A 22,432-nucleotide genomic window follows, 5' to 3' on the forward strand; every position below is an offset into this window, starting at 1 on the left:
CGCCACCCGGCACAAAACAACCGCACAAAATCAACTATCCTTTCCCGCTTTTTTTCTAAAAACGAATCGTCATTAGCGATTCTTTTTTATTCCTTTATCAAAATTCCCGCGCCGGAAATACTGCCCTCATAACAACAGGGGAGCAGGCACTATGGCAATTTCATCGCGAATCACACTTCTCGGCGCGCTGGCGCTGTGGGCATTTCAGGCGCAGGCGGTGGACGTTACCGTCGCGTATCAAACCTCGGCTGAGCCGGCGAAGGTTGCGCAGGCGGACAATACCTTTGCGAAGGAGAGCGGCGCGAAAGTCGACTGGCGCAAGTTCGATAGCGGCGCGTCCGTCGTGCGTGCGTTAGCGTCCGGCGACGTGCAGATTGGCAATATCGGCTCCAGCCCGCTGGCGGTCGCGGCCAGCCAGCAGGTGCCGATTGAGGTTTTCCTCCTCGCCTCTCAGCTCGGTAATTCCGAAGCGCTGGTGGTGAAGAAAAACATCACCAAACCGGAAGACCTGATCGGCAAACGCATCGCCGTGCCGTTTATCTCCACCACCCACTACAGCCTGCTGGCGGCGCTCAAACACTGGGGCATCAAGCCGGGGCAGGTGCAAATCATCAATCTTCAGCCGCCGGCAATTATCGCCGCCTGGCAGCGCGGGGATATTGACGGGGCCTACGTGTGGGCACCGGCAGTAAACGAGCTGGAAAAAGACGGCACCGTGCTGACCGACTCCGAGAAAGTGGGCCAGTGGGGCGCGCCGACCCTCGACGTGTGGGTGGTGCGCAAAGACTTTGCCGAGAAACATCCTGAGGTGGTGAAAGCCTTCGCCAAAAGCGCGATTGCCGCCCAGCAGCCGTACATCAGCAACCCGGATGAGTGGCTGAAGCAGCCCGCCAACCTGGAAAAACTCTCCCGCCTGAGCGGCGTGCCGGAAGCGGACGTGCCGGGGCTGGTGAGGGGCAATACCTATCTGACCCCCGCGCAGCAGGTGCAGCAGCTAAACGGGCCGGTGAGCAAAGCGATTGTAGATACCGCCACCTTCCTGAAAGAGCAGGGCAAAGTGCCTGCGGTCGCGGCGGATTACAGTCAGTACGTCACCGACCGCTTTGTGAAATAAGGAGTCCGCCATGCTGAACATTACGAACCTGTATGCCGATTACGGTGGTAAACCCGCGCTGGAGGACATCAACCTGACGCTGGGCAGCGGTGAACTGCTGGTGGTGCTCGGCCCGTCCGGCTGCGGAAAAACCACGCTGCTGAATCTGATTGCCGGGTTTGTACCGTATCAGCACGGCACTATTCAGCTGGAAGGCAAAAAGGTGGATGGCCCTGGCGCCGAGCGCGGCGTGGTCTTTCAGAACGAAGGATTGCTTCCGTGGCGCAACGTGCAGGAGAACGTGGCGTTTGGGCTACAGCTTGCGGGTGTGAACCGTGAACAGCGGCTGGCAACCGCGCGGGCGATGCTGAAAAAAGTGGGGCTGGAAGGGGCGGAAAAACGCTTTATCTGGCAGCTTTCCGGCGGCCAGCGTCAGCGCGTCGGGATCGCCCGCGCGCTGGCGGCGAATCCGCAGCTGTTGCTGCTGGACGAGCCGTTCGGGGCGCTGGACGCCTTTACCCGCGAGCAGATGCAAACCCTGCTGCTGCGCCTGTGGCATGAGACGGGCAAGCAGGTGCTGTTAATTACCCACGATATCGAAGAGGCGGTGTTTATGGCGACCGAGCTGGTGCTGCTCTCGCCGGGGCCGGGGCGCGTGCTGGAGCGGCTGCCGCTGGATTTCGCACGCCGCTACGTCGCGGGGGAGCCGGTGCGCAGCATCAAATCCGATCCGCGGTTTATTGAGCAGCGTGAATATGTCTTAAGCCGCGTGTTCGAACAGCGGGAGGCCTTCTCATGAGCATCGTCTTTAGTGAAAAAACGCGCCGCACGCGTCCGGCGCTGCGCTGGCCTTTCTCACGTCAAATTACGCTGAGCGTCGGTACGCTGCTGGTGCTGCTGGCGGTATGGTGGGCGGTTGCGGCCCAGCAGTGGGTCAGCCCGCTGTTTCTGCCGCCGCCGGGACAGGTGCTGGCGAAACTCATCTCCATCGCCGGGCCGCAGGGCTTTATGGACGCTACGCTCTGGCAGCATCTCGGCGCAAGCCTGACGCGCATTCTGGTGGCGCTGCTGGCGGCGGTGGTTATCGGTATCCCGGTCGGGATCGCGATGGGCCTAAGCCCGACGGTGCGCGGCATCCTTGACCCGCTGATTGAGCTTTACCGCCCGGTGCCGCCGCTGGCCTATTTGCCGCTGATGGTGATCTGGTTCGGTATCGGCGAAACGTCGAAAATTCTGCTGATTTATCTGGCGATTTTCGCGCCGGTTGCCATGTCGGCGCTGGCGGGCGTGAAGAGTGCCCAGCAGGTGCGGATACGCGCGGCGCAGTCGCTGGGGGCCAGCCGTACGCAGGTGCTGCTGTTCGTGATTCTACCCGGCGCGCTGCCGGAGATTTTAACCGGGCTGCGCATCGGCCTCGGCGTGGGCTGGTCCACGCTGGTGGCGGCAGAGCTGATTGCCGCCACGCGAGGATTAGGGTTTATGGTTCAGTCGGCGGGAGAGTTCCTGGCGACTGACGTGGTGCTGGCAGGGATCGCGGTGATTGCCGCGATCGCCTTCGGATTAGAACTGGGGCTGCGCGCGCTACAGCGCCGCCTGACGCCCTGGCATGGAGAAATACAATGAGTGAACGACTGACCATCACCCCGCTGGGGCCGTACATTGGCGCGCAGGTGTCGGGCCTGGATGTGTCCCGCCCGCTGAGCGATAACCAGTTTGAGCAGCTGTACCACGCGGTGCTGCGCCATCAGGTGGTGTTCCTTCGCGAGCAGGCGATCACCCCGCAGCAGCAGCGCGCGCTGGCGTTGCGTTTTGGCGACCTGCACATTCACCCGGTCTATCCGCATGCGGAAGGGGTGGAGGAGATTATCGTTCTGGATACCCACAACGATAACCCGCCTGACAACGACAACTGGCACACGGACGTCACCTTTATCGAGACGCCGCCCGCCGGGGCAATTCTGGCAGCAAAATTACTGCCAGAGACCGGCGGTGATACGCTGTGGGCGAGCGGGATTGCGGCGTTTGAGGCGCTCTCTGCGCCGTTCCGGACGCTGCTGAGCGGCCTGCGGGCGGAGCACGACTTCAAAAAATCGTTCCCGGAATACAAGTACCGCAAAAGCGAAGAGGAGCATCAGCGCTGGCTGGAGGCGGTGGCGAAGCATCCGCCGCTGCTGCACCCGGTGGTGCGCACCCATCCGGTCACGGGCAAGCAGGCGCTGTTCGTGAACGAAGGATTCACGACGCGCATTGTGGACGTGACGGAAAAAGAGAGCGACGCGCTGTTAGGTTTCCTGTTCGCACATATCACTAAACCGGAGTTTCAGGTGCGCTGGCGCTGGCAGGAGAACGACCTGGCGATCTGGGATAACCGCGTGACGCAGCACTACGCCAACGCGGACTATCTGCCGCAGCGCCGGATTATGCAGCGGGCGACGATTTTGGGCGATAAGCCGTTTTACCGCCCCTGATCCTGGAGTACCCGTAGGCCGGGTAAGCGCAGCGCCACCCGGCGAAAACGGTGCACAATTGCCGGCCAATTAAAGGTGCGCCTCAATATACCGCTGATAGCGGTTCGCCTTCAGGTAGCACAAATCCACCAGCACCAGACCGTCTACGCAATTGTTGAACGCCGGGTCGCTGCCAAAATCAATAAACTGCACGCCGCCGGGCTCGCATAGTTCGGAATACTGTTTATACAGCGGCGGTATGCCGCAGCCCAGATTGCCGAGCAGGGATTTCAGCTTCGTCAGATCGTCCACGTAATCCACGCCGCCAAACTGTGCCAGCACGTCCGGTAAGGATGCCGGATACGGCTGACGTGACGCGGCTAGCGGATGCGTCGCCGGGAACCACAGGCGGTAAAAGGCGACCAGCAGATCCCGTGCCGCAGGCGGTAAGCCGCCGGAGATGGAGACGGGGCCAAACAGGTAGCGATAATGTGGGTAACGCGCCAGGTAAGCCCCGATGCCGGACCATAAATAGTCCAGACCGCGACGCCCCCAGTAGCGCGGCTGAATAAAGCTGCGCCCGAGCTCAATGCCGTGCTCAAGCACGTCCTGCATTTTGTCGTCGTAGTGGAACAGGCTGTAACTGTACAGACCTTCAACGCCGCGTTTTTCGATCTGCATGGCCGTCGGCATAAAGCGATACGCGCCGACGATCTCCAGATCCTCTTCATCCCAGAGGATCAGGTGCAGATAATCGTCATCGTAGCTGTCGGTGTCCCGGCGTTTACCGCTCCCTTCCTCCACCGCGCGAAACGCAATCTCGCGCAGGCGGCCCAGTTCGCGCAGAAGAGGCGCCTCTTCCTGCCCGTTGCGCTGCCACAGGTAGATGGTTTTACCGTCGCTGGTTTTACCCAGACACTCCGCCTGCGCCAGCTCGCGTTTCAGGGTGGCCCGGTCTTCCGGACGGGCAATGGCGCACTGGGTTTTGAAGACGCCAGGCAATCCCTTGCCAAGACGCATCACGTGCTGACGGCACTGCTCGGCCATCTCACGTGACGAAAGCGTGGTGCTATGCCAGTGATGCCAGGCGATTTGCTGGCCGATTTTAATCGGCAGCTGGCTGTGGCGGCGGCGGAACATCTGTTGCATTAGCAGCAGCATCGACAATGTCGGCGACACCAGCGTGCTGGCATAAAAGAGCAGGCTGTTATGCGCCTGAATATGCACCGGCAGCAGCGGGGCGCGCAGCTTGCTGGCGAGTTTGATAAAGCCGGAGTGCCATTTTTTATCGCGAATGCCTTTGCGCGTGGGGCGTGAAACTTCACCCGCCGGGAAGAAGATCAGCACGCCCGCGTTTTGCAGATGCTGCTCCATCTGAACCAGAGACGATTTCGCCGTCCTGCCGCCCATATTGTCCACCGGAATAAACAGCGAACTGAGAGGCTCAAGGTGGGTCAGCATCCGGTTGGTCACGACTTTAACGTCGCGCCGCACGCGGGAGACGGCGTACATCAGCGCCAGCCCGTCCAGCGTGCCTGTCGGGTGGTTGGCAATAATAACCAGTGGGCCATGTTCGGGGATTTGTTCGAGATCGCGGGCGGAAACGGTGCAGAGAATATCAAGGTGCTCCAGAACTTGCTCCACCATATCCAGTCCTTTCAGGTGGCGGTGAGCGGCGGCAAACTGCTGGAATTCTTCTTCGTAAAACAGCCTTTTTAACAGACTTTTTTGCCAGGGTGCAGGCCTCGCCTGAGGCCAAAGATCGTCGAGAACGCTATCGAGGCTAAACATGATTACTCCTCCTGCCGTCTTGCGAAGACAGTAGAAGGAGCAGATGTCGGTTGTATTGCAGTTTGGTGAAGATTAGCGGAGGATTTTTTTCTCGGCCAGATCCAGCGCGAAGTAGCTGAAGATCAGATCCGCGCCCGCGCGTTTGATCGCGCCCAGGCTTTCGAGGATCACTTTCTCTTCGTCGATGGCACCGGCCAGCGCGGCGAATTTGATCATCGCGTATTCACCGCTCACCTGGTATGCCCCCAGCGGCAGTTCGGTGCGCTCGCGGATGTCGCGCAGAATATCGAGATAGGCGCCAGCCGGTTTCACCATCAGGCAGTCTGCGCCCTGGGCTTCATCAAGCAGGGATTCACGAATCGCTTCCCGGCGGTTCAGCGGGTTCATCTGGTAGGTCTTACGATCGCCCTTCAGCGCCGTACCCGCTGCTTCACGGAACGGGCCGTAGAAGGAGGAGGCAAACTTGGTGGAGTAGGACATGATGGCGGTGTCGGTAAAGCCTGCCGCATCCAGTGCCTGACGGATAGCCTGAACCTGTCCGTCCATCGCCGCAGATGGCGCGATGAAGTCCGCACCCGCAGCGGCAGCCACGACCGCCTGCTTGCCGAGGTTCAGCAGGGTGGCATCGTTGTCCACGCCGTGATCGCACAGTACGCCGCAGTGCCCGTGGGAGGTGTATTCGCAGAAGCAGGTGTCGGACATGACCACCATTTCTGGCACGGTATCTTTGCAGATGCGGGACATGCGGGCCACGAGGCCATCTTCTTTCCATGCATCGCTGCCGGTGGCGTCGGTATGGTGGGAGATGCCGAAGGTCATCACCGAGCGGATCCCCGCGTTGGCGATGCGTTCGATCTCACGCGCCAGGTATTTTTCAGGAATGCGCATCACGCCCGGCATGGCTTCGATGGCTTTGTAGTCATCAATCTCTTCTTCAACAAAAATCGGCAACACCAGATCGTTTAAGCTCAGTGTTGTCTCTTCAAACATAGCGCGCAGTGCGGGTGACTTACGCAGGCGGCGGGGACGTGCAATTAAATCGGTCATGGTATGCCTGATGTTTGTGGAACAAAGAAGGTTAGTGTACCTCAAAGTGAAGCGAGGTGTTTTACTAAAGTGGGCATTTTGATACCGATTAATGCGGCCTGTCTATGATTGCCAGTGAATTATATATAATTAACTAATCCTGCGGAATGTCGGTTCGAATTATTGATGTTAATTCTATTACGAAGGGAATGTATAAATAAAAATGATCTGTTTATAAAACTTATATCACCTTTGCTTGTTTAGTTTATTTTGACTTTTTCTTTATAGTATTTATATTTAGCGCTCTTTTTCTCTCGTTTTACATCTGCTGATTGTCTGGATACGGACTTAAATGAATCATTCATTGAACCTTTTCTGAATGAAACTGCATAATTCACTCCGCAATTAAACATTGCTAATTGATTTACGGACAAACATGCTTACGTCCCTGAGGAGGGATGACCCAATGCAAACATGGAAAAAGAAACTGGTTGTATCTCAACTTGCATTAGCTTGTACGCTGGCTATCGCTTCTCAGGCTAATGCGAAAGATATTTCCGGTACGACATATAATACTTTTGGATATGATAATACCGCATCTACGCCGTGGTATTATGGCTACGCAGATTGGGATTACTCGGATGCCACCCATGATGGTGACATTTATCCGGTCATCAATAAATCAACCGTAAACGGTGTTATTTCGACTTACTATCTGGATGATGGGGTCAATGGCCGTGCGAACGCGTTGAGTATTTCTAACAGCACCATTAACGGCATGATCACGTCAGAGTGTATGACCACGACGTGTGCAGATGGCGTGGATACTGACGGCACCAGTCATACCCAGTACGATCGTTTTAGTCTGACCGTTGATAACTCCACCATCAACGATGCCTACGAGCATTACGCGTATGATGTCGTCAATGGCGAGAATACTGAAACGCATTATCTGGACACCTATGGTCTGGGTAACGCAATTACCCTGGACGTTGAATCTGATATCGTTATTCAGAACAACTCCCACGTCGCGGGTATCACGCTGACGCAGGGTTATCAGGAGCTGGATAACACACCATACGACGGCGTTGAAGGCGTTGCTAACAGCAGCAATGTCTTTACCGATACGCTGGTGGTGAAAGACTCCGTGCTGACCTCTGGTGCGTACAGCGATCTGGGCACCAACGGGTTCTACGGTCAAACGGCGAAGCCGAGCGACTACGGTGAAACCAACGCCTCGGCTGCGGATGATGCGGCGCTGATCGTTGCGGCCGGCGCGTCTGATAACGCCATGCAGACCACCGCTACCTTCGATCACTCTACCGTAACGGGTGACATTCTTTTCTCCAGCACCTTTGATAACAACTTCTACGAGAATGGCGATCCGGCAACGGATACCACTGAAGATGGTGTCTATAACCCAACCACCAACGGCTGGGACGGTACCGATACACTGGATGTTACGCTGACTAACGGCAGCAAGTGGGTCGGTGCAGCGCAGTCCAGCGTTGAAGCTATCGGCACTGCGCAGATGTATGGCCAGGGCTACAGCAACGTTGACTGGCACGCTCTGTCCCCGAACAGCATCTGGCCTGATTCTACCTTCGACAGCAACGGTCACGTTGCCGGTGAAGAGGTGTACCAAAGCGGCCTGTTCAATGTGGCGCTGGATAACGGTTCCGAGTGGGATACCCGCAAGGTCTCCAACATTGATGCGCTGACGGTGAACAACCAGTCTCAGGTCAATGTTGAAAACTCCGGCCTGCTGGCGGATTCAATCACCCTGACCAATGCTTCAACCATGAATATTGGCGACAGCGGAGCCGTGGCAACCGACAGCCTGTATCTGGACAGCTATAGCCGTGCGGCACTGACTGAAGAGACAGCAGAGCTGTATGCCAACACCATTACCGTAGACAACGGTGCCGAGCTGGCGCTGGGTCTGGGTCAGGTTGATACGCACAATATGGTACTGACCGATGGCGGCGTGCTCAACGTTGCCAGCCGCGATTATGTGCTGAACAGTGATCTGAACAACGCACGCTATATCACCAACGATCGCTACAACGCGGAGTATGACTACGGTGTTGTCGCGCTGAACTCCGACGGCCATCTGGCGGTGAACGGTGACGTTGCCGGTAACTACAAGGTGCGCATCGACGATGCAACCGGCGCTGGTTCAGTTGCCGACTACAAAAACAAAGAGATCGTTCGCGTCTACGACAATAACCCAGATACCGCAGCCAGCTTTACTGCTGCAAACAAAGCTGATTTAGGTGCTTATACCTATCAGGCGCAGCAGGAGGGTGACACCGTTGTTCTCCAGCAGAAAGAGTTGACTGACTACGCCAACATGGCGCTGAGCATTCCTTCTGCCAACACCAATATCTGGAATCTCCAGCAGGATACCGTGGGTACGCGTCTGACCAACAGCCGTCATGGCCTGGCAGACAACGGCGGAGCGTGGGTGAGCTATTTCGGCGGCAATTTTGACGCGGATAACGGCACCGTCAGCTACGATCAGGACGTAAGCGGCATTATGGTCGGTCTGGACACGCAGATTGACGGTAATAATGCGAAGTGGATCGTCGGTGGTGCAGCTGGTTTTGCGAAAGGCGATATCAGCGATCGTACGGGTCAGGTCGATCAGGACAGCCAGACTGCGATGATCTACGCGTCTGCGACGTTTGCGAACAACGTCTTCCTCGACAGCTCACTGAACTACACCCGCTTTAACAATGACCTCTCTGCAACCATGAGCAACGGTCAGTATGTTGACGGTGACACCACCTCTGACGCTGTTGGCTTCGGGATGAAGCTGGGCTATGACTGGAAACCAAACCTGTCAGGCTACATCACTCCTTACGCGGCGGTATCTGGCCTGTTCCAGTCAGGCGACGACTACCAGCTGAGCAACGACATGCGTATCGATGGTCAGTCTTACGACAGCATGCGTTATGAACTTGGCCTGGATGCGGGTTATACCTTCAACTACGGCGGCGAACAGGCGCTGACCCCGTACTTCAAGCTGGCTTACGTCTATGACGATGCTGACAATAATGCTGATATCAACTCTGACAGCATTGATAACGGCGTCGAAGGCTCTGCGGTTCGCGTGGGGCTGGGCACCCAGTTCAGCTTCACCAAAAACTTCAGTGCTTACACCGATGCGACTTATCTGGGCGGCGGCGACGTTGACCAGAACTGGGGAGCAAACCTGGGTGTGAAATATACCTGGTAAATAGAAAGCGCGGGGGATATTTTCCCCCGCTTTTTTATATGGTTTAAAAATAATAAAGAACCGACAGATACAGATGCTTTGAGGTATGCATGAACGTTAATGCGAAACCACTTTCTGAATTAAGCCGGCTCGCAAAATGTCTGGAAGTCGCCGGTACCCCCTTTAAGATCGAACCACAGCAATTAATAACAACCGGCAATAATGATGATGAGCCATTTACTTTTGTAATACAGTCTGGTCTTACCGCTATCCATCGTAAATCTGATGAACTTCTGATGGGCATTGCGCAGGCACCTTTTATCTATGGTTTGAATGCATGGATAAATGATAGTTATCTGGAATATTCCATGATGACACACACAACCTGTTCTGGGTTTTATTTACCGGCCTCTGCCACGCGTCAACTTATTCAGCAAAATCATCTCTGGCAGGATGCTTTCTGCTGGGTGTCATGGATTAACCATATTCTGGGCAAGCGTGACCTGCAGCTGGTGGGAAATAACTCTTATAGTCAGATCCGGGCGATGTTGATCAATATGGCCGAGTGGGATGACTCGCTGCGCTCAAAAATTGGAGTTATGAATCATATTCAGCGTAGCACACGTATTTCACGTTCGGTCGTTGCAGAAGTCCTGGCTGCGCTGCGTCAGGGGAACTACATCAATATGAGCCGGGGCAAGCTGGTCAGCATCAACCGCTTGCCCACGGAATATTAAGATCAGTTAGACGCAGTAAGCACCTGGGCTTTATTGGCGCTCAGTTCGGCCACCAGGTTATTGATGCCGTCACTCATATTAACGAAGCGCGTGTTCGGAGAACGGGTGACCACCACAAACGCGCCCACGTTGGACTGCGGAATCATTGCCATGTAGGTAATGAATCCGCCGCCGCCGCCGGTTTTCTGAATGATGCCCGGACGGCCATTTTTCGGCGCCATATAGACCCAGCCCAGGCCGAGCGCATCGGCTTTACCCGGCACGTCCATCCCGATGACGCGATGCAGCTGAGTACGCTGATAGATAAGGGTCTGCATACGATCGGCCTGGCTGCTGCGGGAGTAAAAATCCGAAGAAAGGAACTGCTGCATCCAGCGCATCATGTCGCCAGGGGTGGAATAGACCCCGCCGCTGCCCACGGCCGCCAGCGTGTTGTTACAGGGGCTTGCGCCTTTCTCTGCCACCATCAGGCGTTTGCACTGGTCCGGGGAAGGGGTAAAGGTGGTGTCTTTCATGCCCAGCGGACGCGTGATCTGCTCTTCAAAAAGCTGCGGGTAAGGTTTGCCCGCCGCCGTTGAAAGCGCATCCGCCAGCAGATCGAACGCCAGGTTCGAGTAAGAGGCCTGCGAGCCCGGGGCGGATTTCAGCGTGGCGGTGCTCAGATAGTTCCAGCGCTGTTGGCGCGTTGGCCAGACAAAAACGTCGCGGTGCGCCGCGCCGCCCGGCTGCTCGCGCGGCAGAGCGCTGGTGTGCGTCGCGAGGTTCACCAGGCGAATTGGCGTGCCCTGATACGTCGGCACGCGGGCACCCGGCGGGGCGTATTTGCTGAGCGGATCGTCGAGCTTTACCACGCCCTGGTCGAGCAGCTTCACCAGCATTTCGCTGGTCATCAGCTTGGTTAAGGACGCGACGCGCACAACGGAATCCAGCTGCGGGCGAACGTTATTACCTGGACGCGTTTCACCAAAGCTGCGGAAAACGCGCTGGTTGCCGTCGATGACCACCATTGCCATCCCGGTCGCGCCGCTGCCGTAATAGATCAGGTTCGCGTAGCGATCGGCAATATCGGAAGCCAAAACGGGCGCCGTCAGCGGCTGGGCTGCCTGGGCGGTGGAGAAGCTCACCGCACACAGCGCGGCAAAAGAGAGCAGACAACGTTTCAACGAAAAGCATCCATGAAGTGAATGAGGAAAGTAATGGGTATTTATACTACTAATCGGCACCGTGCAATGCCCCGAATAGCATAACCATAGCGAGAAAAACGTAACCATGGGTAAATATGAAGAATTTCCCTGCGAGCGCTCTCCCATTTTGTGACATCGGGCTTATGATAGGCACCAGTGTTACTTAATCTTGCGGAGAACGGTATGTCTGAAAAGCGTGTGGTAATGGTGGTTGATATGCAGAACGGGGTGTTTGAAACCCCGCGTCATCAGCGCGAGACGTGTGTCTCTCTGATCAACCAGCTTACGCAGGCTGCCGACACGGTGATTTTTATTCAGCATGCCGAGGCCGGGGGGCTGGAAGAGGGAAGTGACGGGTTTGCGTTGCTGCCTGAACTCCATCAACCTGCCGGCGCGCTGTACGTGACCAAAACCGCCTGCGATGCCTTCTATAACACCGGGCTTGAGGCGCTGTTACGCGAGCAGGGCATTCGCGAGTTTGTCATCTGCGGCTGCGCCACCGATTACTGCGTTGACGCCACGGTCAAGAATGGCGTCAGCCGGGGTTATCACATCACCGTGGCGGAAGATGCCCACACCACCGCCAACCGCCCGGCTGCCGAAGCACAGATCCTGATTCACCACCACAACGACGTCTGGCGAAACTTCATTGCGCCGGCGAACCCTGTCGCGGTGAAACGCACCGAAACAATTCTCGAAAACTGGAAAGCGAACTAATAATCAACCCACGGGTCTGACCTTTTTGCCCGAGCCGGGGTCCGGCTCGGGCAAGGTATTCGTGTGGTAATGTGTTGAGCACAGCAACAACCATAACAACAAGAAGGAAGTATCATGTTTAAGTCTTTTTTCCCAAAGCCGGGGCCTTTTTTCCTGTCGGCATTTATTTGGGCACTGATCGCAGTCGTGTTCTGGCTGGCGGGCGGCGGTGCATGGCTGACACGCATCGTGGGGGCGACAGGCGAGGTGCCGATTAGCGCGGCGCGCTTCTGGTCGTTCAGCTATCTGCTGTTTTATGCCTATTACGCGCTGTGCGTCGGGCTGTTTGCGCTGTTCTGGTTTAATTATTCCCCTCATCGCTGGCAGACGTGGTCCATTCTCGGAACGTCGCTGATTATTTTTGTCACCTGGTTTCTGGTCGAAGTGAGCGTAGCCATTAACGCGTGGTATGCCCCGTTCTACGATCTCATCCAGAAAGCGCTTAGCGCCCCTAACAGGGTGCCAATTGGCGAGCTTTATAATCAGTTAAAAATTTTTATGGGCATTGCGATGATCGCTGTCACCGTGGCGGTGCTGAATAATTTCTTCGTCAGTCATTACGTCTTCCGCTGGCGTACGGCGATGAACGAATTCTACATGACCCACTGGGAGCGTCTGCGCCATATTGAAGGTGCTGCTCAGCGTGTTCAGGAAGACACCATGCGTTTTGCGTCAACGCTTGAGGATATGGGCGTCAGCCTGCTTAATGCCATTCTGAAACTGTTTGCGTTCTTACCGATTCTGGTCGCGCTTTCTCCGCATATTTCAGCATTGCCGATTGTCGGACATTTACCGTACGGCCTGCTCATCCCGGCGCTGATTTGGTCGCTTATGGGCACAGGCCTGCTTGCCGTCGTCGGGATTAAGCTGCCGGGCTTAGAGTTTAAGAATCAGCGTGTGGAAGCGGCCTATCGTAAGGAGCTGGTCTACGGAGAGGACGACCCAACGCGCGCTGCGCCCCCGACGATAAAAGAGCTGTTCCGCAACGTCCGTTTCAACTATTTCCGGCTCTATTTCCACTACATGTATTTCAATATTGCCCGTATTTTCTATCTGCAGGTCGATACTGTTTTTGGACTATTCCTGTTGTTCCCGTCTATTGTTGCGGGAACAATCACGCTGGGCTTACTGACCCAGATTACCAACGTGTTCGATCAGGTCAGAAACTCGTTCCAGTATCTGATCAACTCCTGGACCACGCTGGTGGAACTGATGTCCATCTACAAACGTCTGCGCAGCTTTGAACATGAGCTGGACGATCGGGACCTGCAGGAAGTCACCAACACATTTAGCTAATACAGGGAGTTGCTATGTCTTTTGCCGTACCGCGTGCGTTACCGCTGTCCTTGCTGGCTGCCCTCGTTCTGGCGGGCTGTGCCGAAAAAGGGGCTGCTCCGCTTAAAAAGGGCGAGAAGCCCGTGGATGTCGCAAGCGTTGTGCGGCAAAAAATGCCCGCCAGCGTGAAGGATCGCAATGCGTGGGCGGATGCGCTGGCAAAAACCTTTGAAAGCCAGAAGATTGCCCCAACCGAGGAGAATATCTGCTCGGTGCTGGCGGTGGCGCAGCAGGAGTCGATGTACCAGTCAGACCCGGTGGTGCCGGGTCTTAACAAAATTGCCTGGAAAGAGATCGACCGCCGCGCGGAATCGATGCATATCCCGGTGTTCCTCGTGCATACCGCGCTGAAAATCACCTCGCCAAACGGCAAAAGTTACAGCGAGCGGCTGGACACGGTGAAAACCGAAAAACAGCTCAGCGCCATCTTTGATGATTTCATTAACATGGTGCCGATGGGGCAGAAACTGTTTGGCTCACTGAACCCGGTTCACACCGGCGGCCCGATGCAGGTGAGCATTGCGTTTGCCGAGAAGCATACCGACGGCTACCCGTGGGAAATTGACGGTACGGTGCGTCAGGAGGTCTTCTCCCTGCGCGGCGGGCTATGGTTCGGCACGTATCATCTGCTGAACTATCCGGCGAACTACAGCGAGCCCTTGTACCGCTTCGCAGACTTTAACGCGGGCTGGTATGCCAGCCGTAACGCGGCGTTTCAGAGCGCGGTTAGCCGCGCAAGCGGCGTCAAGCTGGCGCTGGACGGCGATCTTATCGCCTACGGCAGCAGCGAGGCGGGAAGCACCGAGCGGGCGATCCGGAAATTATCGACAACGCTTGATATGAGCAACAGCGACATTCGCCGTCAGCTTGAGAAAGGCGACAGCCTGGCATTTGAGAAAACGGATCTCTACAAGAAAGTGTTTGCGCTTGCCGATAAGAAGAGTGGGAAAACGTTGCCGAGGGCAATTCTGCCGGGGATTCAGCTGGAAAGCCCGAAGATCACGCGTAACCTGACCACCGCATGGTTCGCAAAACGCGTGGACGATCGCCGGGCTCGCTGTATGGGGCTTTAATGGCGACGACGAAAGCGCAGGACGAGCGCGACAACGCCTAAAATCATACACCCCGCGAGGAAGGGAACGAGGCCAAACAGCGTGCTCACGCCAAACCCGATTTCAACCCGCGGGCGTCCGTTATCCTGCACCTGCATCAGGTGTTCATAAACGCCCGGCGCGTGCACCAGCATATTAAGCAGCTGGGAGCCAGCCCAGAAGCAGAACAGGACAAACAGGGCATACGCGATATTACCCGCCGTGGAGGTTTTTGGTTTGCCGCCAAAAATCGGTTTCGACAATGTAAAGTCAGCCATGTTGACCTCCCGAAATATCACTCTGTTTTAATACGCGTCTTACGGGGTGAGTTTGACAGGTCATCGCATTTGTCAATATCAGAATCGTGGTAATTTTCGCTCAGGATTTCTCCTGGATTGTTGATTTCTGCAGCATGTCACAATTTGTTAACTTAAATGAAACTGCACCGCATTTCAGAATTTCCGCATCTGCCACAGACCTGGCGGTGAAACTGTGAGAGGATGTCTTTTTTCCTGCCGGAGTTGTTATGAAGCTCACGTCCAAACTTCGCCGTGACTGGCACTACTACGCCTTTGCTATCGGGCTGATCTTTATTCTTAACGGCGTCGTGGGGCTGTTGGGATTTGAAGCGAAAGGCTGGCAAACCTATGCCGTGGGCCTGGTGACCTGGGTAATCAGTTTCTGGCTGGCAGGGCTGATAATCCGCCGCCGTCCGGAAGAGACGACAGCGGAGGAGACCGCTAAGGGTGCCGATTAGCCGTTAACGGAACTTTTCAGGGCGCTGTCGGCGGCATGACGCTCCAGCGCCAGCTCGATCAGGCGGGTGATCAGCTCAGAGTAGCCAAGCCCGCTGGCCTGCCACAGTTTAGGATACATGCTGATATTGGTGAAACCCGGCAGCGTGTTGATTTCATTGATCACCACCTCGTTCTCCGGCGTCAGGAACACGTCCACGCGCGCCATGCCGCTGCAGCCGAGTGTCTGATAGGCCTGAATGGCGATCGCCCGGATCTTATCGTTAATGGCCGGATCGATATCCGCAGGAACAACAACCTGGGCGCCTTTATCATCAATGTATTTGGTGTCGTACGAGTAGAAGTCGCTGTTTAAGACCACTTCACCGCAGGTGCTGGCCTGTGGGAAATCGTTGCCCAGCACCGCGCACTCAATTTCGCGGCCTTTGATCCCCTGCTCAACCACCACTTTATGGTCGAACTCAAACGCCAGACGGACGGCTTGCGTGAACTCTGCTTCGGTGGTGACTTTGCTGACGCCCACGGAGGAGCCCTGGTTGGCTGGCTTCACAAACAGCGGCAGACCCAGTTCAGCGCTAATTTGCGCGAAGCTGTGTTTGTCGCGGTTGGCGCGGGTGAGCGTCACGAACGGCGCGATATTCAGCCCGGCATCGCGCAGCAGGCGTTTGGTGACGTCTTTGTCCATGCAGGCGGCGGAGCCCAGCACCTCCGAGCCCACGAACGGCAGGTTGGCCATGCGTAACATTCCCTGCAGGGAACCGTCTTCGCCGAGGGTGCCGTGCACGATGGGGAAGACCACGTCGATCTGGGCGAGAGCCTGCGCGTTGCCGGCGTCGATGAGCTGACCCTTCAGGACGCCGGGTACGGTGGCGACGCTAATTTCCGAAGGATTAAGGGCGATGTGTGCCGGATCGTGGGCATTCAGCAGATACTGGCTGGCATCGTTAACATGCCACTGGCCCTGTTTATCAATGCCCAGCAGCACCACGTCGAAACGGCTTTTATCGATCGCATCAACGATATTTTTAGCCGATTGCAATGACACCTCGTGCTCCGCTGATTTTCCCCCAAAGACAATACCTACGCGCTGCTTTGCCATCTCACTCTCTTCCAGTCTGACGAAAAGCCAATAACATACCACGATGCCCTGCGGGTTTCGCGGCCTTCTGCCATAATGTTTTGGGGAACAGTGAGGGGGGAGAGTGAAAGGAAAAACGCTGCTGACCATTTTCATCCTTGGGGCAATCGCAACGGCGGGCTATCGCTGGCTGCCGTCTTATTACAACCCTTTCACGCCGCTGAACCTGGACGACCCGCCTGGCCGCATTACCCAGTATAAGCTGCGGCACTTAACGCCCGAAGCCTGCGCGAGCCTGTTAGCGCAGGCTAATCAAAAAAACCTGATCCGCACCCAGGCGGTCGCTGACAGCGGCGGGGAATGCCCGCTGAACAACGTCGTGCGCGTGCGTGACTTTGGCCCGGTGAGCCTGAACGGCAGTTTTCTTGCCAGCTGTCCGCTGGCGCTCAGCTCAGCCCTGTTTGTCAGCCAGCAGGCCCGGCCCCTGACTAAACGCTTTACCGGCAGTGAACTGACGCGCATTGAGCACCTCGGCAGCTTTGCCTGCCGCAATATCTACCACCGGCCCGATGCGCGGCGCAGCGAGCATGCCACGGCAGAGGCTCTGGATATCGCCGCTTTTCGGCTGGCGAACGGAGAGCGCGTTACGGTACTTAACGGCTGGAAATCGGCAAAAACGCAGCCCTGGCTGAAGGCTCTGCTGGCGGCAAGCTGCGGTTACTACGGAAACGGTCTTGGGCCGGAATATAACGCGGCGCACGCCAGCCATTTTCATCTGGGAATGCGCGGCTTTGGTCTCTGCCGCTGAAGCATAATCTTCCGCCAGAAAATGGATGAATTGTGACTTATTTCACAAATATGATGACTGGGAAGATAAAACACCAAAGTCAGCGAGGCCGCATCTCTGGTGCGACGTTAAGACGCGTAACTTGCTAATCTGACGGCGAATTCGCCTAAAAATGAAGACTATTTCTGTATGGAATCCTGGAAAGTTAATCTCATCTCGGTCTGGTTCGGCTGCTTCTTCACCGGGCTTGCCATCAGCCAGATCCTGCCGTTCCTGCCGCTGTACGTGTCACAGCTGGGGGTCAGCTCCCACGAAGCGCTGTCCATGTGGTCCGGGCTGACGTTCAGCGTCACGTTTCTGGTCTCCGCCATTGTGTCACCGATGTGGGGCAGCCTGGCGGATCGGAAAGGGCGCAAGCTGATGCTGCTGCGCGCCTCCCTCGGGATGGCGATTGCTATTCTGCTCCAGGCCTTCGCCACCAACGTCTGGCAGCTGTTTTTCCTGCGGGCGGTGATGGGGCTGACGTCCGGGTATATTCCCAACGCCATGGCGCTGGTTGCCTCTCAGGTACCGCGCGAGCGCAGCGGCTGGGCGCTGAGTACGCTCTCCACCGCCCAGATCAGCGGCGTTATCGGCGGCCCGCTGCTGGGAGGCTTTCTGGCTGACCATGTCGGTCTGCGCGCGGTATTCATCATCACCGCAATCCTGCTGGTGATCAGCTTTCTGGTTACGCTGTTTCTTATCAAAGAGGGGGGCCGCCCCGTTATCAGTAAATCTGAGCGCCTGAGCGGCAAGGCCGTCTTCGCCTCGCTGCCATACCCGGGACTCGTGATTAGCCTGTTTGTCACCACCATGGTGATCCAGCTCTGCAACGGTTCGGTCGGCCCGATTCTGGCGCTGTTTATCAAGTCGATGGAGCCGGACAGCAACAATATCGCCTTTCTCAGCGGCATGATTGCCGCCGTGCCGGGCGTCTCCGCGCTGATCTCTGCCCCGCGTCTGGGAAAACTGGGCGACAGGATCGGCACGGCGCGCATCCTGATGGCGACGCTGATTTTTGCGGTGGTGCTCTTTTTCGCCATGTCGTTTGTTACCTCTCCGCTTCAGCTGGGCGTGCTGCGGTTTTTACTCGGCTTTGCGGATGGCGCTATGTTGCCCGCCGTACAGACATTGCTGGTCAAATATTCCAGCGATCAGGTCACGGGGCGTATTTTTGGCTATAACCAGTCGTTTATGTATTTAGGCAACGTCGCCGGTCCGCTTATTGGTGCGTCCGTTTCTGCAATGGCGGGTTTTCGCTGGGTATTTGCCGCGACGGCGATTGTCGTTTTAATCAATATTATCCAGCTGGCTATTGCCCTGCGTCGCCGCAGGCAATTAGCGGAGGCGAAATCAGCGAAATAACCTTTTTGCAGATGTATTATATATTCTTATGGTAGCCGCATTTTTATATAACAAAATGCGGCGTTTTTTTATAGAAAAACGTTTCGCTGAAAAAATCGCTGCGCTAATTTGGCGGCAATGTCACTTTTGCATAAGATAATACTTTTCTCCGCTTTGCATATTTCATTCCTGGTGTTAATTTCAGAGGAAATCCCATAAGGAAATAGCACGATGAAAAATCTCATTGCTGAGTTGCTGGTTAAGCTTGCACAAAAGGAAGAGGAGTCGAAAGAGCTGGTCGCCCAGGTCGAAGCGCTGGAAATAGTTGTCACCGCGCTGCTGCGGCAGATGGCAACATCGGATCAGCAGGCGTTAATTGAAAGCATTGAAGGAGCGCTGGATAAGGCGCGGCCCGATACGCAGGTTCCGCCACAAGATGCCGAGTTGCTGCAGCAATACGTAAAGAAGCTGTTGAGGCATCCGCGCAGTTAAGCCGTTACTGACATGTCATAGGATTGTCATGCAGGATGCCTGGAGTCGCTCTGTTTTATTTTTGTATTTGTACATGAAGAAAATAAATTGAAACAGAGCGCGCTTTTTAGCGCGTTACATTCCCTGTTAATTACCCCTGCCATTTATGCTGATACCGTCAATTCCTGCGCGCTGGAACTGAAATGATAAATTCCCGGCGGAAATCACATCTGCCGGGTGGTTTTTTTCCTGTCACGAACCAGACTTACAGAGAATGTTCACAAAAGGATGGTGCAATGAAAACAACATTACTGGTTACTCTGCTCTCCGGCCTGTTCCTGATCTCCTCGGCGAACGCGGAAGAAAAAACATTAACGCCGCAACAGCAACGCATGACCACCTGTAATCAACAGGCGACGTCCCAGAGTCTGAAGGGGGATGCACGTAAAACCTACATGAGCGACTGCCTGAAAAACGGCGCCGCGAAACCCGGCGAAAAAAGCCTGACGCCGCAGCAGCAAAAAATGCGCGAGTGTAATGCGAAAGCAACCGAACAGTCCCTCAAGGGCGACGATCGCAGCAAGTTCATGAGTGCCTGCCTGAAGAAAAAAGTGTAGTTCTAACGGGTGAGCGGCTCCGGCGGCTCACCCGAAATTTCATACTTTCCCCGCAGTCCCCCTCTCTATAATTTGGGAAAATGTTTCAGAATATTCCCAAAAATGATGAATGATGACATTTATTACTACAAAAAGCGCATTCGGGAAGAGTGGAGTTTAACCCTTTCTCAGGATGACCCTCACCGTACCGGCATCCAGTTTGCCAGGCGAGCCCGGCTGGCGCGCGTTGTCGGTCTGGCGGCGATGTTTGTCCCGGTGGCGGAAATTCTGGTCAGCCATTTTTTACCCGGCGGCTGGTGGTTGTTTCTGGTGGGGTGGGCATTCATCTGGCCGCACTTTGCCTGGCAGTTATCCTGCCGCGCCGCTTCACCTCATCAGCAGGAAATTTTTAACCTCAAGATGGATGCCGTTATCGCCGGGGTCTGGATCGGCGTGATGGGGATGTATGTATTACCCACTGCGGCGCTGGTGATGATGGTGGGGATGAACATGATGGGCTCTGGCGGCTGCCGCCTTTTTATCGCGGGGATCGTGCTCACCCTGCTTACTGCGCTGCTTACGTTACCGCTTGCTGGCAGAGCGCAGCCCTTTAATCCGGGGGCGCTGGAGTGGGGCTTAACGCTTCCTGTCCTTATGCTTTATCCCATGCTGTTTGCCTGGCTTAGCCATCGAACGGCCGTCAGGCTGGCGGAACATAAGCGGCGGCTGGAAATGATGAGCACCCGTGACGGTATGACCGGGGTGTTTAACCGCCGACATTGGGAAATGCTGCTGCGCAATGAATTTGAGCACTGTCGCCGGAGCCACTGCACCGCCACGATATTGCTGATTGATATCGACCATTTTAAAAACATCAACGATACCTGGGGGCACGACGCAGGCGACAAGGCCATCGTGGCCATTACCCGCCAGCTTCAGATGTCGGTACGGTCAGGCGATGCGATAGGCCGGTTTGGCGGGGATGAGTTCGCGGTGATTATGTCCCAGACGGCCGCTGAAAGCGCCATCGCCGTCATGTCGCGGGTTCACGCGCGGCTGGAAACGCTGTCGTTACCGTGCGCGCCGAAGGAGCCTCTGCGCATCAGCGTGGGCGTGGCCCCCTGGGGGCCGCAGTTTGTACACTATCGGGAATGGCTGAAGGCGGCAGATGTGGCGCTGTATAAGGCGAAAAATGCCGGGCGCGGCCGCACCGAAGTGGCCGCCTGACGCCCGGCCAGACATCAGGATTTACTCAGCTTCTCTGATTTTTCCATGCATTTTGCCATCGCTTCGATAACCGCAGAACGGAACCCGCGTTCTTCCAGCACCCGCACCGCTTCGATGGTGGTACCGGCCGGGGAGCAGACCATATCCTTCAGTTCACCCGGGTGTTTACCGGTCTCCAGCACCATTTTGGCGGAGCCCATCACTGCCTGCGCGGCAAATTTATACGCCTGCGCGCGCGGCATCCCGCCGAGCACGGCGGCGTCCGCCATCGCTTCTAAAAACATGAAAACGTACGCGGGGGCTGAACCGCTCACGCCGACCACCGGATGGATCATGGATTCTGCAATCACTTCCGCCTCGCCGAAGCAGCGGAAAATGTTTAGCACGTCCGCCACCTCTTCTGAAGTCACCAGCGCGTTAGGGGTGACGGAGGTCATACCGGCGTTGACCAGTGAGGGGGTATTCGGCATCGCGCGGACGATTTTACGATCGTGGCCCAGCGCGCGCGCCAGCTGATCGAGCGTCACGCCTGCGGCAATCGACACGACCAGCGTCTCTTTATTCAGGCTGGAGGTGATGTCGCTTAACACTTTGATCATGATGTTCGGCTTAACGGCACCAAAGACGATATCGGCAACCTGGGCCACCTCCTGCGCGCTTTCGGCGGCGTTGATCCCGTATTGATCGCGCAACGCGGCGACGTTATCCGGTGACGGGGTATAAACCCAAATCTGACCCGGCAGAACCTGCCCGCTGGCGATCAGGCCGCCCAGGATGGCTTTGCCCATGTTACCGCAGCCGATAAACCCGATTTTCTTGTCCATCATGATTCTCCGTCATTATGCGTTGTTTTCTCTGATTGATAGCTTAACAACGAAATGCAGGCGACAATAGTCGGCAGAGTCATTATGGGGAGACAACATGTCGATTTGGGTTGATGCGGACGCGTGTCCGAATGTGATTAAAGAGATTTTATTCCGCGCCGCCGAGCGCGTTCAGATGCCGCTGACGCTGGTGGCGAACCAGAATATTCGCGTCCCGCCTTCGCGGTTCATTCGCTCCCTCCGCGTGCCGGCCGGGTTCGACGTGGCAGATAATGAAATTGTTCGTCTGTGCAGCGCGGAAGATCTGGTCATCACTGCCGATATTCCGCTGGCGGCGGAAGTGCTGGAGAAAGGGGCGGCGGCGCTCAATCCACGCGGCGAGCGTTATTCGCCTTCAACCATCCGGGAAAAACTCACTATGCGTGATTTTATGGATACGATGCGGGCCAGCGGCGTGCAGACCGGTGGACCGGATAGCCTGTCCCAGCGCGATCGCCAGCAGTTTGCTGCCGAACTGGATAAATGGCTGCTGGAAGTGAAGCGCCGTACGGCGTAATGATAATTATTGTCAATATGTGGTACAGTGTGGCCTCCACAGGGTTGTCATCCCGTACCGCTTTGCAGTAAAGTA

Annotated in this window: 22 protein-coding genes; 16 read left to right on the forward strand and 6 right to left on the reverse strand. The window is 56.0% G+C overall.

The window, feature by feature from the left end; translation table 11 throughout:
* Positions 1 to 151 precede the first annotated feature (151 nt).
* The 4 genes from tauA to tauD are packed head-to-tail and all read left to right on the forward strand — an operon-like array spanning position 152 to position 3,561.
* Entirely contained in the window at positions 152 to 1,114 is a 963-nt protein-coding gene (gene tauA / locus ACMGGH_RS10205; protein WP_028012107.1) for a taurine ABC transporter substrate-binding protein, read from the forward strand.
* A gap of 10 nt (positions 1,115 to 1,124) precedes the next feature.
* Positions 1,125 to 1,892 (forward strand): taurine ABC transporter ATP-binding subunit, encoded by a 768-nt coding sequence (gene tauB, locus ACMGGH_RS10210; protein ID WP_048957570.1) that lies wholly within the window; start codon positions 1,125 to 1,127, stop codon positions 1,890 to 1,892.
* Positions 1,889 to 2,716, forward strand: coding sequence for a taurine ABC transporter permease TauC (gene tauC / locus ACMGGH_RS10215; protein ID WP_126300305.1), 828 nt, complete (start codon positions 1,889 to 1,891; stop codon positions 2,714 to 2,716). The genes tauB and tauC overlap by 4 nt, the downstream gene beginning before the upstream one ends.
* On the forward strand, positions 2,713 to 3,561 hold the full coding sequence (tauD, locus tag ACMGGH_RS10220; protein ID WP_041911116.1) for a taurine dioxygenase: 849 nt from the start codon (positions 2,713 to 2,715) through the stop codon (positions 3,559 to 3,561). The genes tauC and tauD overlap by 4 nt, the downstream gene beginning before the upstream one ends.
* Before the next feature lie 69 nt (positions 3,562 to 3,630).
* Here the strand turns inward: tauD and ACMGGH_RS10225 are convergent, their stop codons facing one another.
* Positions 3,631 to 5,331, reverse strand: a complete 1,701-nt coding sequence (locus ACMGGH_RS10225; RefSeq protein WP_232948745.1) for a lysophospholipid acyltransferase family protein — start codon at positions 5,329 to 5,331, stop codon at positions 3,631 to 3,633.
* 72 nt (positions 5,332 to 5,403) lie between these two features.
* The gene (hemB, locus tag ACMGGH_RS10230) at positions 5,404 to 6,378 is read right to left on the reverse strand and encodes a porphobilinogen synthase (protein ID WP_045259875.1); all 975 of its coding nucleotides are present in this window, start codon (positions 6,376 to 6,378) and stop codon (positions 5,404 to 5,406) included.
* Positions 6,379 to 6,823: 445 nt separating this feature from the next.
* On the opposite strand from hemB, the gene ACMGGH_RS10235 reads away from it, so the two are divergent.
* Positions 6,824 to 9,598 carry an autotransporter outer membrane beta-barrel domain-containing protein gene (locus ACMGGH_RS10235; RefSeq protein WP_232948746.1) on the forward strand — a complete coding sequence of 925 codons (2,775 nt, stop codon included), beginning with the start codon at positions 6,824 to 6,826 and terminating at the stop codon, positions 9,596 to 9,598.
* A gap of 89 nt (positions 9,599 to 9,687) precedes the next feature.
* Positions 9,688 to 10,314, forward strand: coding sequence for a helix-turn-helix domain-containing protein (locus ACMGGH_RS10240; RefSeq protein WP_059357346.1), 627 nt, complete (start codon positions 9,688 to 9,690; stop codon positions 10,312 to 10,314).
* A gap of 2 nt (positions 10,315 to 10,316) precedes the next feature.
* Here ACMGGH_RS10240 and ampH read toward each other — a convergent pair whose 3' ends face one another.
* The gene (ampH, locus tag ACMGGH_RS10245) at positions 10,317 to 11,477 is read right to left on the reverse strand and encodes a D-alanyl-D-alanine-carboxypeptidase/endopeptidase AmpH (protein ID WP_041911111.1); all 1,161 of its coding nucleotides are present in this window, start codon (positions 11,475 to 11,477) and stop codon (positions 10,317 to 10,319) included.
* A gap of 204 nt (positions 11,478 to 11,681) precedes the next feature.
* Between ampH and ACMGGH_RS10250 the strand changes: the two genes are divergently transcribed.
* From ACMGGH_RS10250 to ACMGGH_RS10260, 3 genes are all read left to right on the forward strand, one after another.
* Positions 11,682 to 12,215: an isochorismatase family protein gene (locus ACMGGH_RS10250; protein ID WP_041911110.1), complete on the forward strand. Its 534-nt coding sequence runs from the start codon at positions 11,682 to 11,684 to the stop codon at positions 12,213 to 12,215.
* A gap of 114 nt (positions 12,216 to 12,329) precedes the next feature.
* Entirely contained in the window at positions 12,330 to 13,550 is a 1,221-nt protein-coding gene (gene sbmA / locus ACMGGH_RS10255) for a peptide antibiotic transporter SbmA (RefSeq protein WP_028012117.1), read from the forward strand.
* A 14-nt stretch (positions 13,551 to 13,564) separates the two neighbouring features.
* Positions 13,565 to 14,662, forward strand: coding sequence for a DUF1615 domain-containing protein (locus ACMGGH_RS10260; protein WP_045259878.1), 1,098 nt, complete (start codon positions 13,565 to 13,567; stop codon positions 14,660 to 14,662).
* Here ACMGGH_RS10260 and ACMGGH_RS10265 read toward each other — a convergent pair.
* Positions 14,659 to 14,958: a DUF2755 family protein gene (locus ACMGGH_RS10265; protein ID WP_014882725.1), complete on the reverse strand. Its 300-nt coding sequence runs from the start codon at positions 14,956 to 14,958 to the stop codon at positions 14,659 to 14,661. The two genes, ACMGGH_RS10260 and ACMGGH_RS10265, sit on opposite strands and share 4 nt — an antisense overlap.
* Before the next feature lie 248 nt (positions 14,959 to 15,206).
* Here ACMGGH_RS10265 and ACMGGH_RS10270 point away from each other — a divergent pair, with 248 nt between their 5' ends.
* Positions 15,207 to 15,437, forward strand: coding sequence for a DUF2754 domain-containing protein (locus tag ACMGGH_RS10270; RefSeq protein ID WP_028012119.1), 231 nt, complete (start codon positions 15,207 to 15,209; stop codon positions 15,435 to 15,437).
* Here the strand turns inward: ACMGGH_RS10270 and ddlA are convergent.
* A complete protein-coding gene (ddlA, locus tag ACMGGH_RS10275; RefSeq protein ID WP_232948747.1) occupies positions 15,434 to 16,534 on the reverse strand; it encodes a D-alanine--D-alanine ligase in 1,101 nt (366 codons plus the stop codon). The two genes, ACMGGH_RS10270 and ddlA, sit on opposite strands and share 4 nt — an antisense overlap.
* Positions 16,535 to 16,637: 103 nt before the next feature.
* On the opposite strand from ddlA, the gene ACMGGH_RS10280 reads away from it, so the two are divergent.
* The 5 genes from ACMGGH_RS10280 to adrA all read left to right on the forward strand — a co-directional run bounded on the left by ACMGGH_RS10280 (position 16,638) and on the right by adrA (position 20,977).
* Positions 16,638 to 17,321, forward strand: coding sequence for an extensin family protein (locus ACMGGH_RS10280; protein WP_063437824.1), 684 nt, complete (start codon positions 16,638 to 16,640; stop codon positions 17,319 to 17,321).
* Positions 17,322 to 17,489: 168 nt separating this feature from the next.
* A complete protein-coding gene (locus ACMGGH_RS10285) occupies positions 17,490 to 18,704 on the forward strand; it encodes a multidrug efflux MFS transporter (RefSeq protein ID WP_028012122.1) in 1,215 nt (404 codons plus the stop codon).
* 210 nt (positions 18,705 to 18,914) lie between these two features.
* Positions 18,915 to 19,175 (forward strand): anti-adapter protein IraP, encoded by a 261-nt coding sequence (gene iraP, locus ACMGGH_RS10290; protein WP_049001853.1) that lies wholly within the window; start codon positions 18,915 to 18,917, stop codon positions 19,173 to 19,175.
* Between the two features lie 275 nt (positions 19,176 to 19,450).
* On the forward strand, positions 19,451 to 19,771 hold the full coding sequence (psiF, locus tag ACMGGH_RS10295; protein ID WP_041911105.1) for a phosphate starvation-inducible protein PsiF: 321 nt from the start codon (positions 19,451 to 19,453) through the stop codon (positions 19,769 to 19,771).
* 102 nt (positions 19,772 to 19,873) lie between these two features.
* Entirely contained in the window at positions 19,874 to 20,977 is a 1,104-nt protein-coding gene (gene adrA, locus ACMGGH_RS10300) for a diguanylate cyclase AdrA (RefSeq protein ID WP_207119485.1), read from the forward strand.
* 14 nt (positions 20,978 to 20,991) lie between these two features.
* Here adrA and proC read toward each other — a convergent pair whose 3' ends face one another.
* Positions 20,992 to 21,801 carry a pyrroline-5-carboxylate reductase gene (gene proC, locus ACMGGH_RS10305; RefSeq protein WP_041911103.1) on the reverse strand — a complete coding sequence of 270 codons (810 nt, stop codon included), beginning with the start codon at positions 21,799 to 21,801 and terminating at the stop codon, positions 20,992 to 20,994.
* 97 nt (positions 21,802 to 21,898) lie between these two features.
* Between proC and ACMGGH_RS10310 the strand changes: the two genes are divergently transcribed.
* The gene (locus tag ACMGGH_RS10310) at positions 21,899 to 22,357 is read left to right on the forward strand and encodes a YaiI/YqxD family protein (RefSeq protein WP_049137480.1); all 459 of its coding nucleotides are present in this window, start codon (positions 21,899 to 21,901) and stop codon (positions 22,355 to 22,357) included.
* Positions 22,358 to 22,432: the final 75 nt, after the last annotated feature.

The sequence above is a fragment of the Enterobacter sp. BNK-16 genome (assembly GCF_048684955.1).
GTDB lineage: Bacteria > Pseudomonadota > Gammaproteobacteria > Enterobacterales > Enterobacteriaceae > Enterobacter > Enterobacter bugandensis.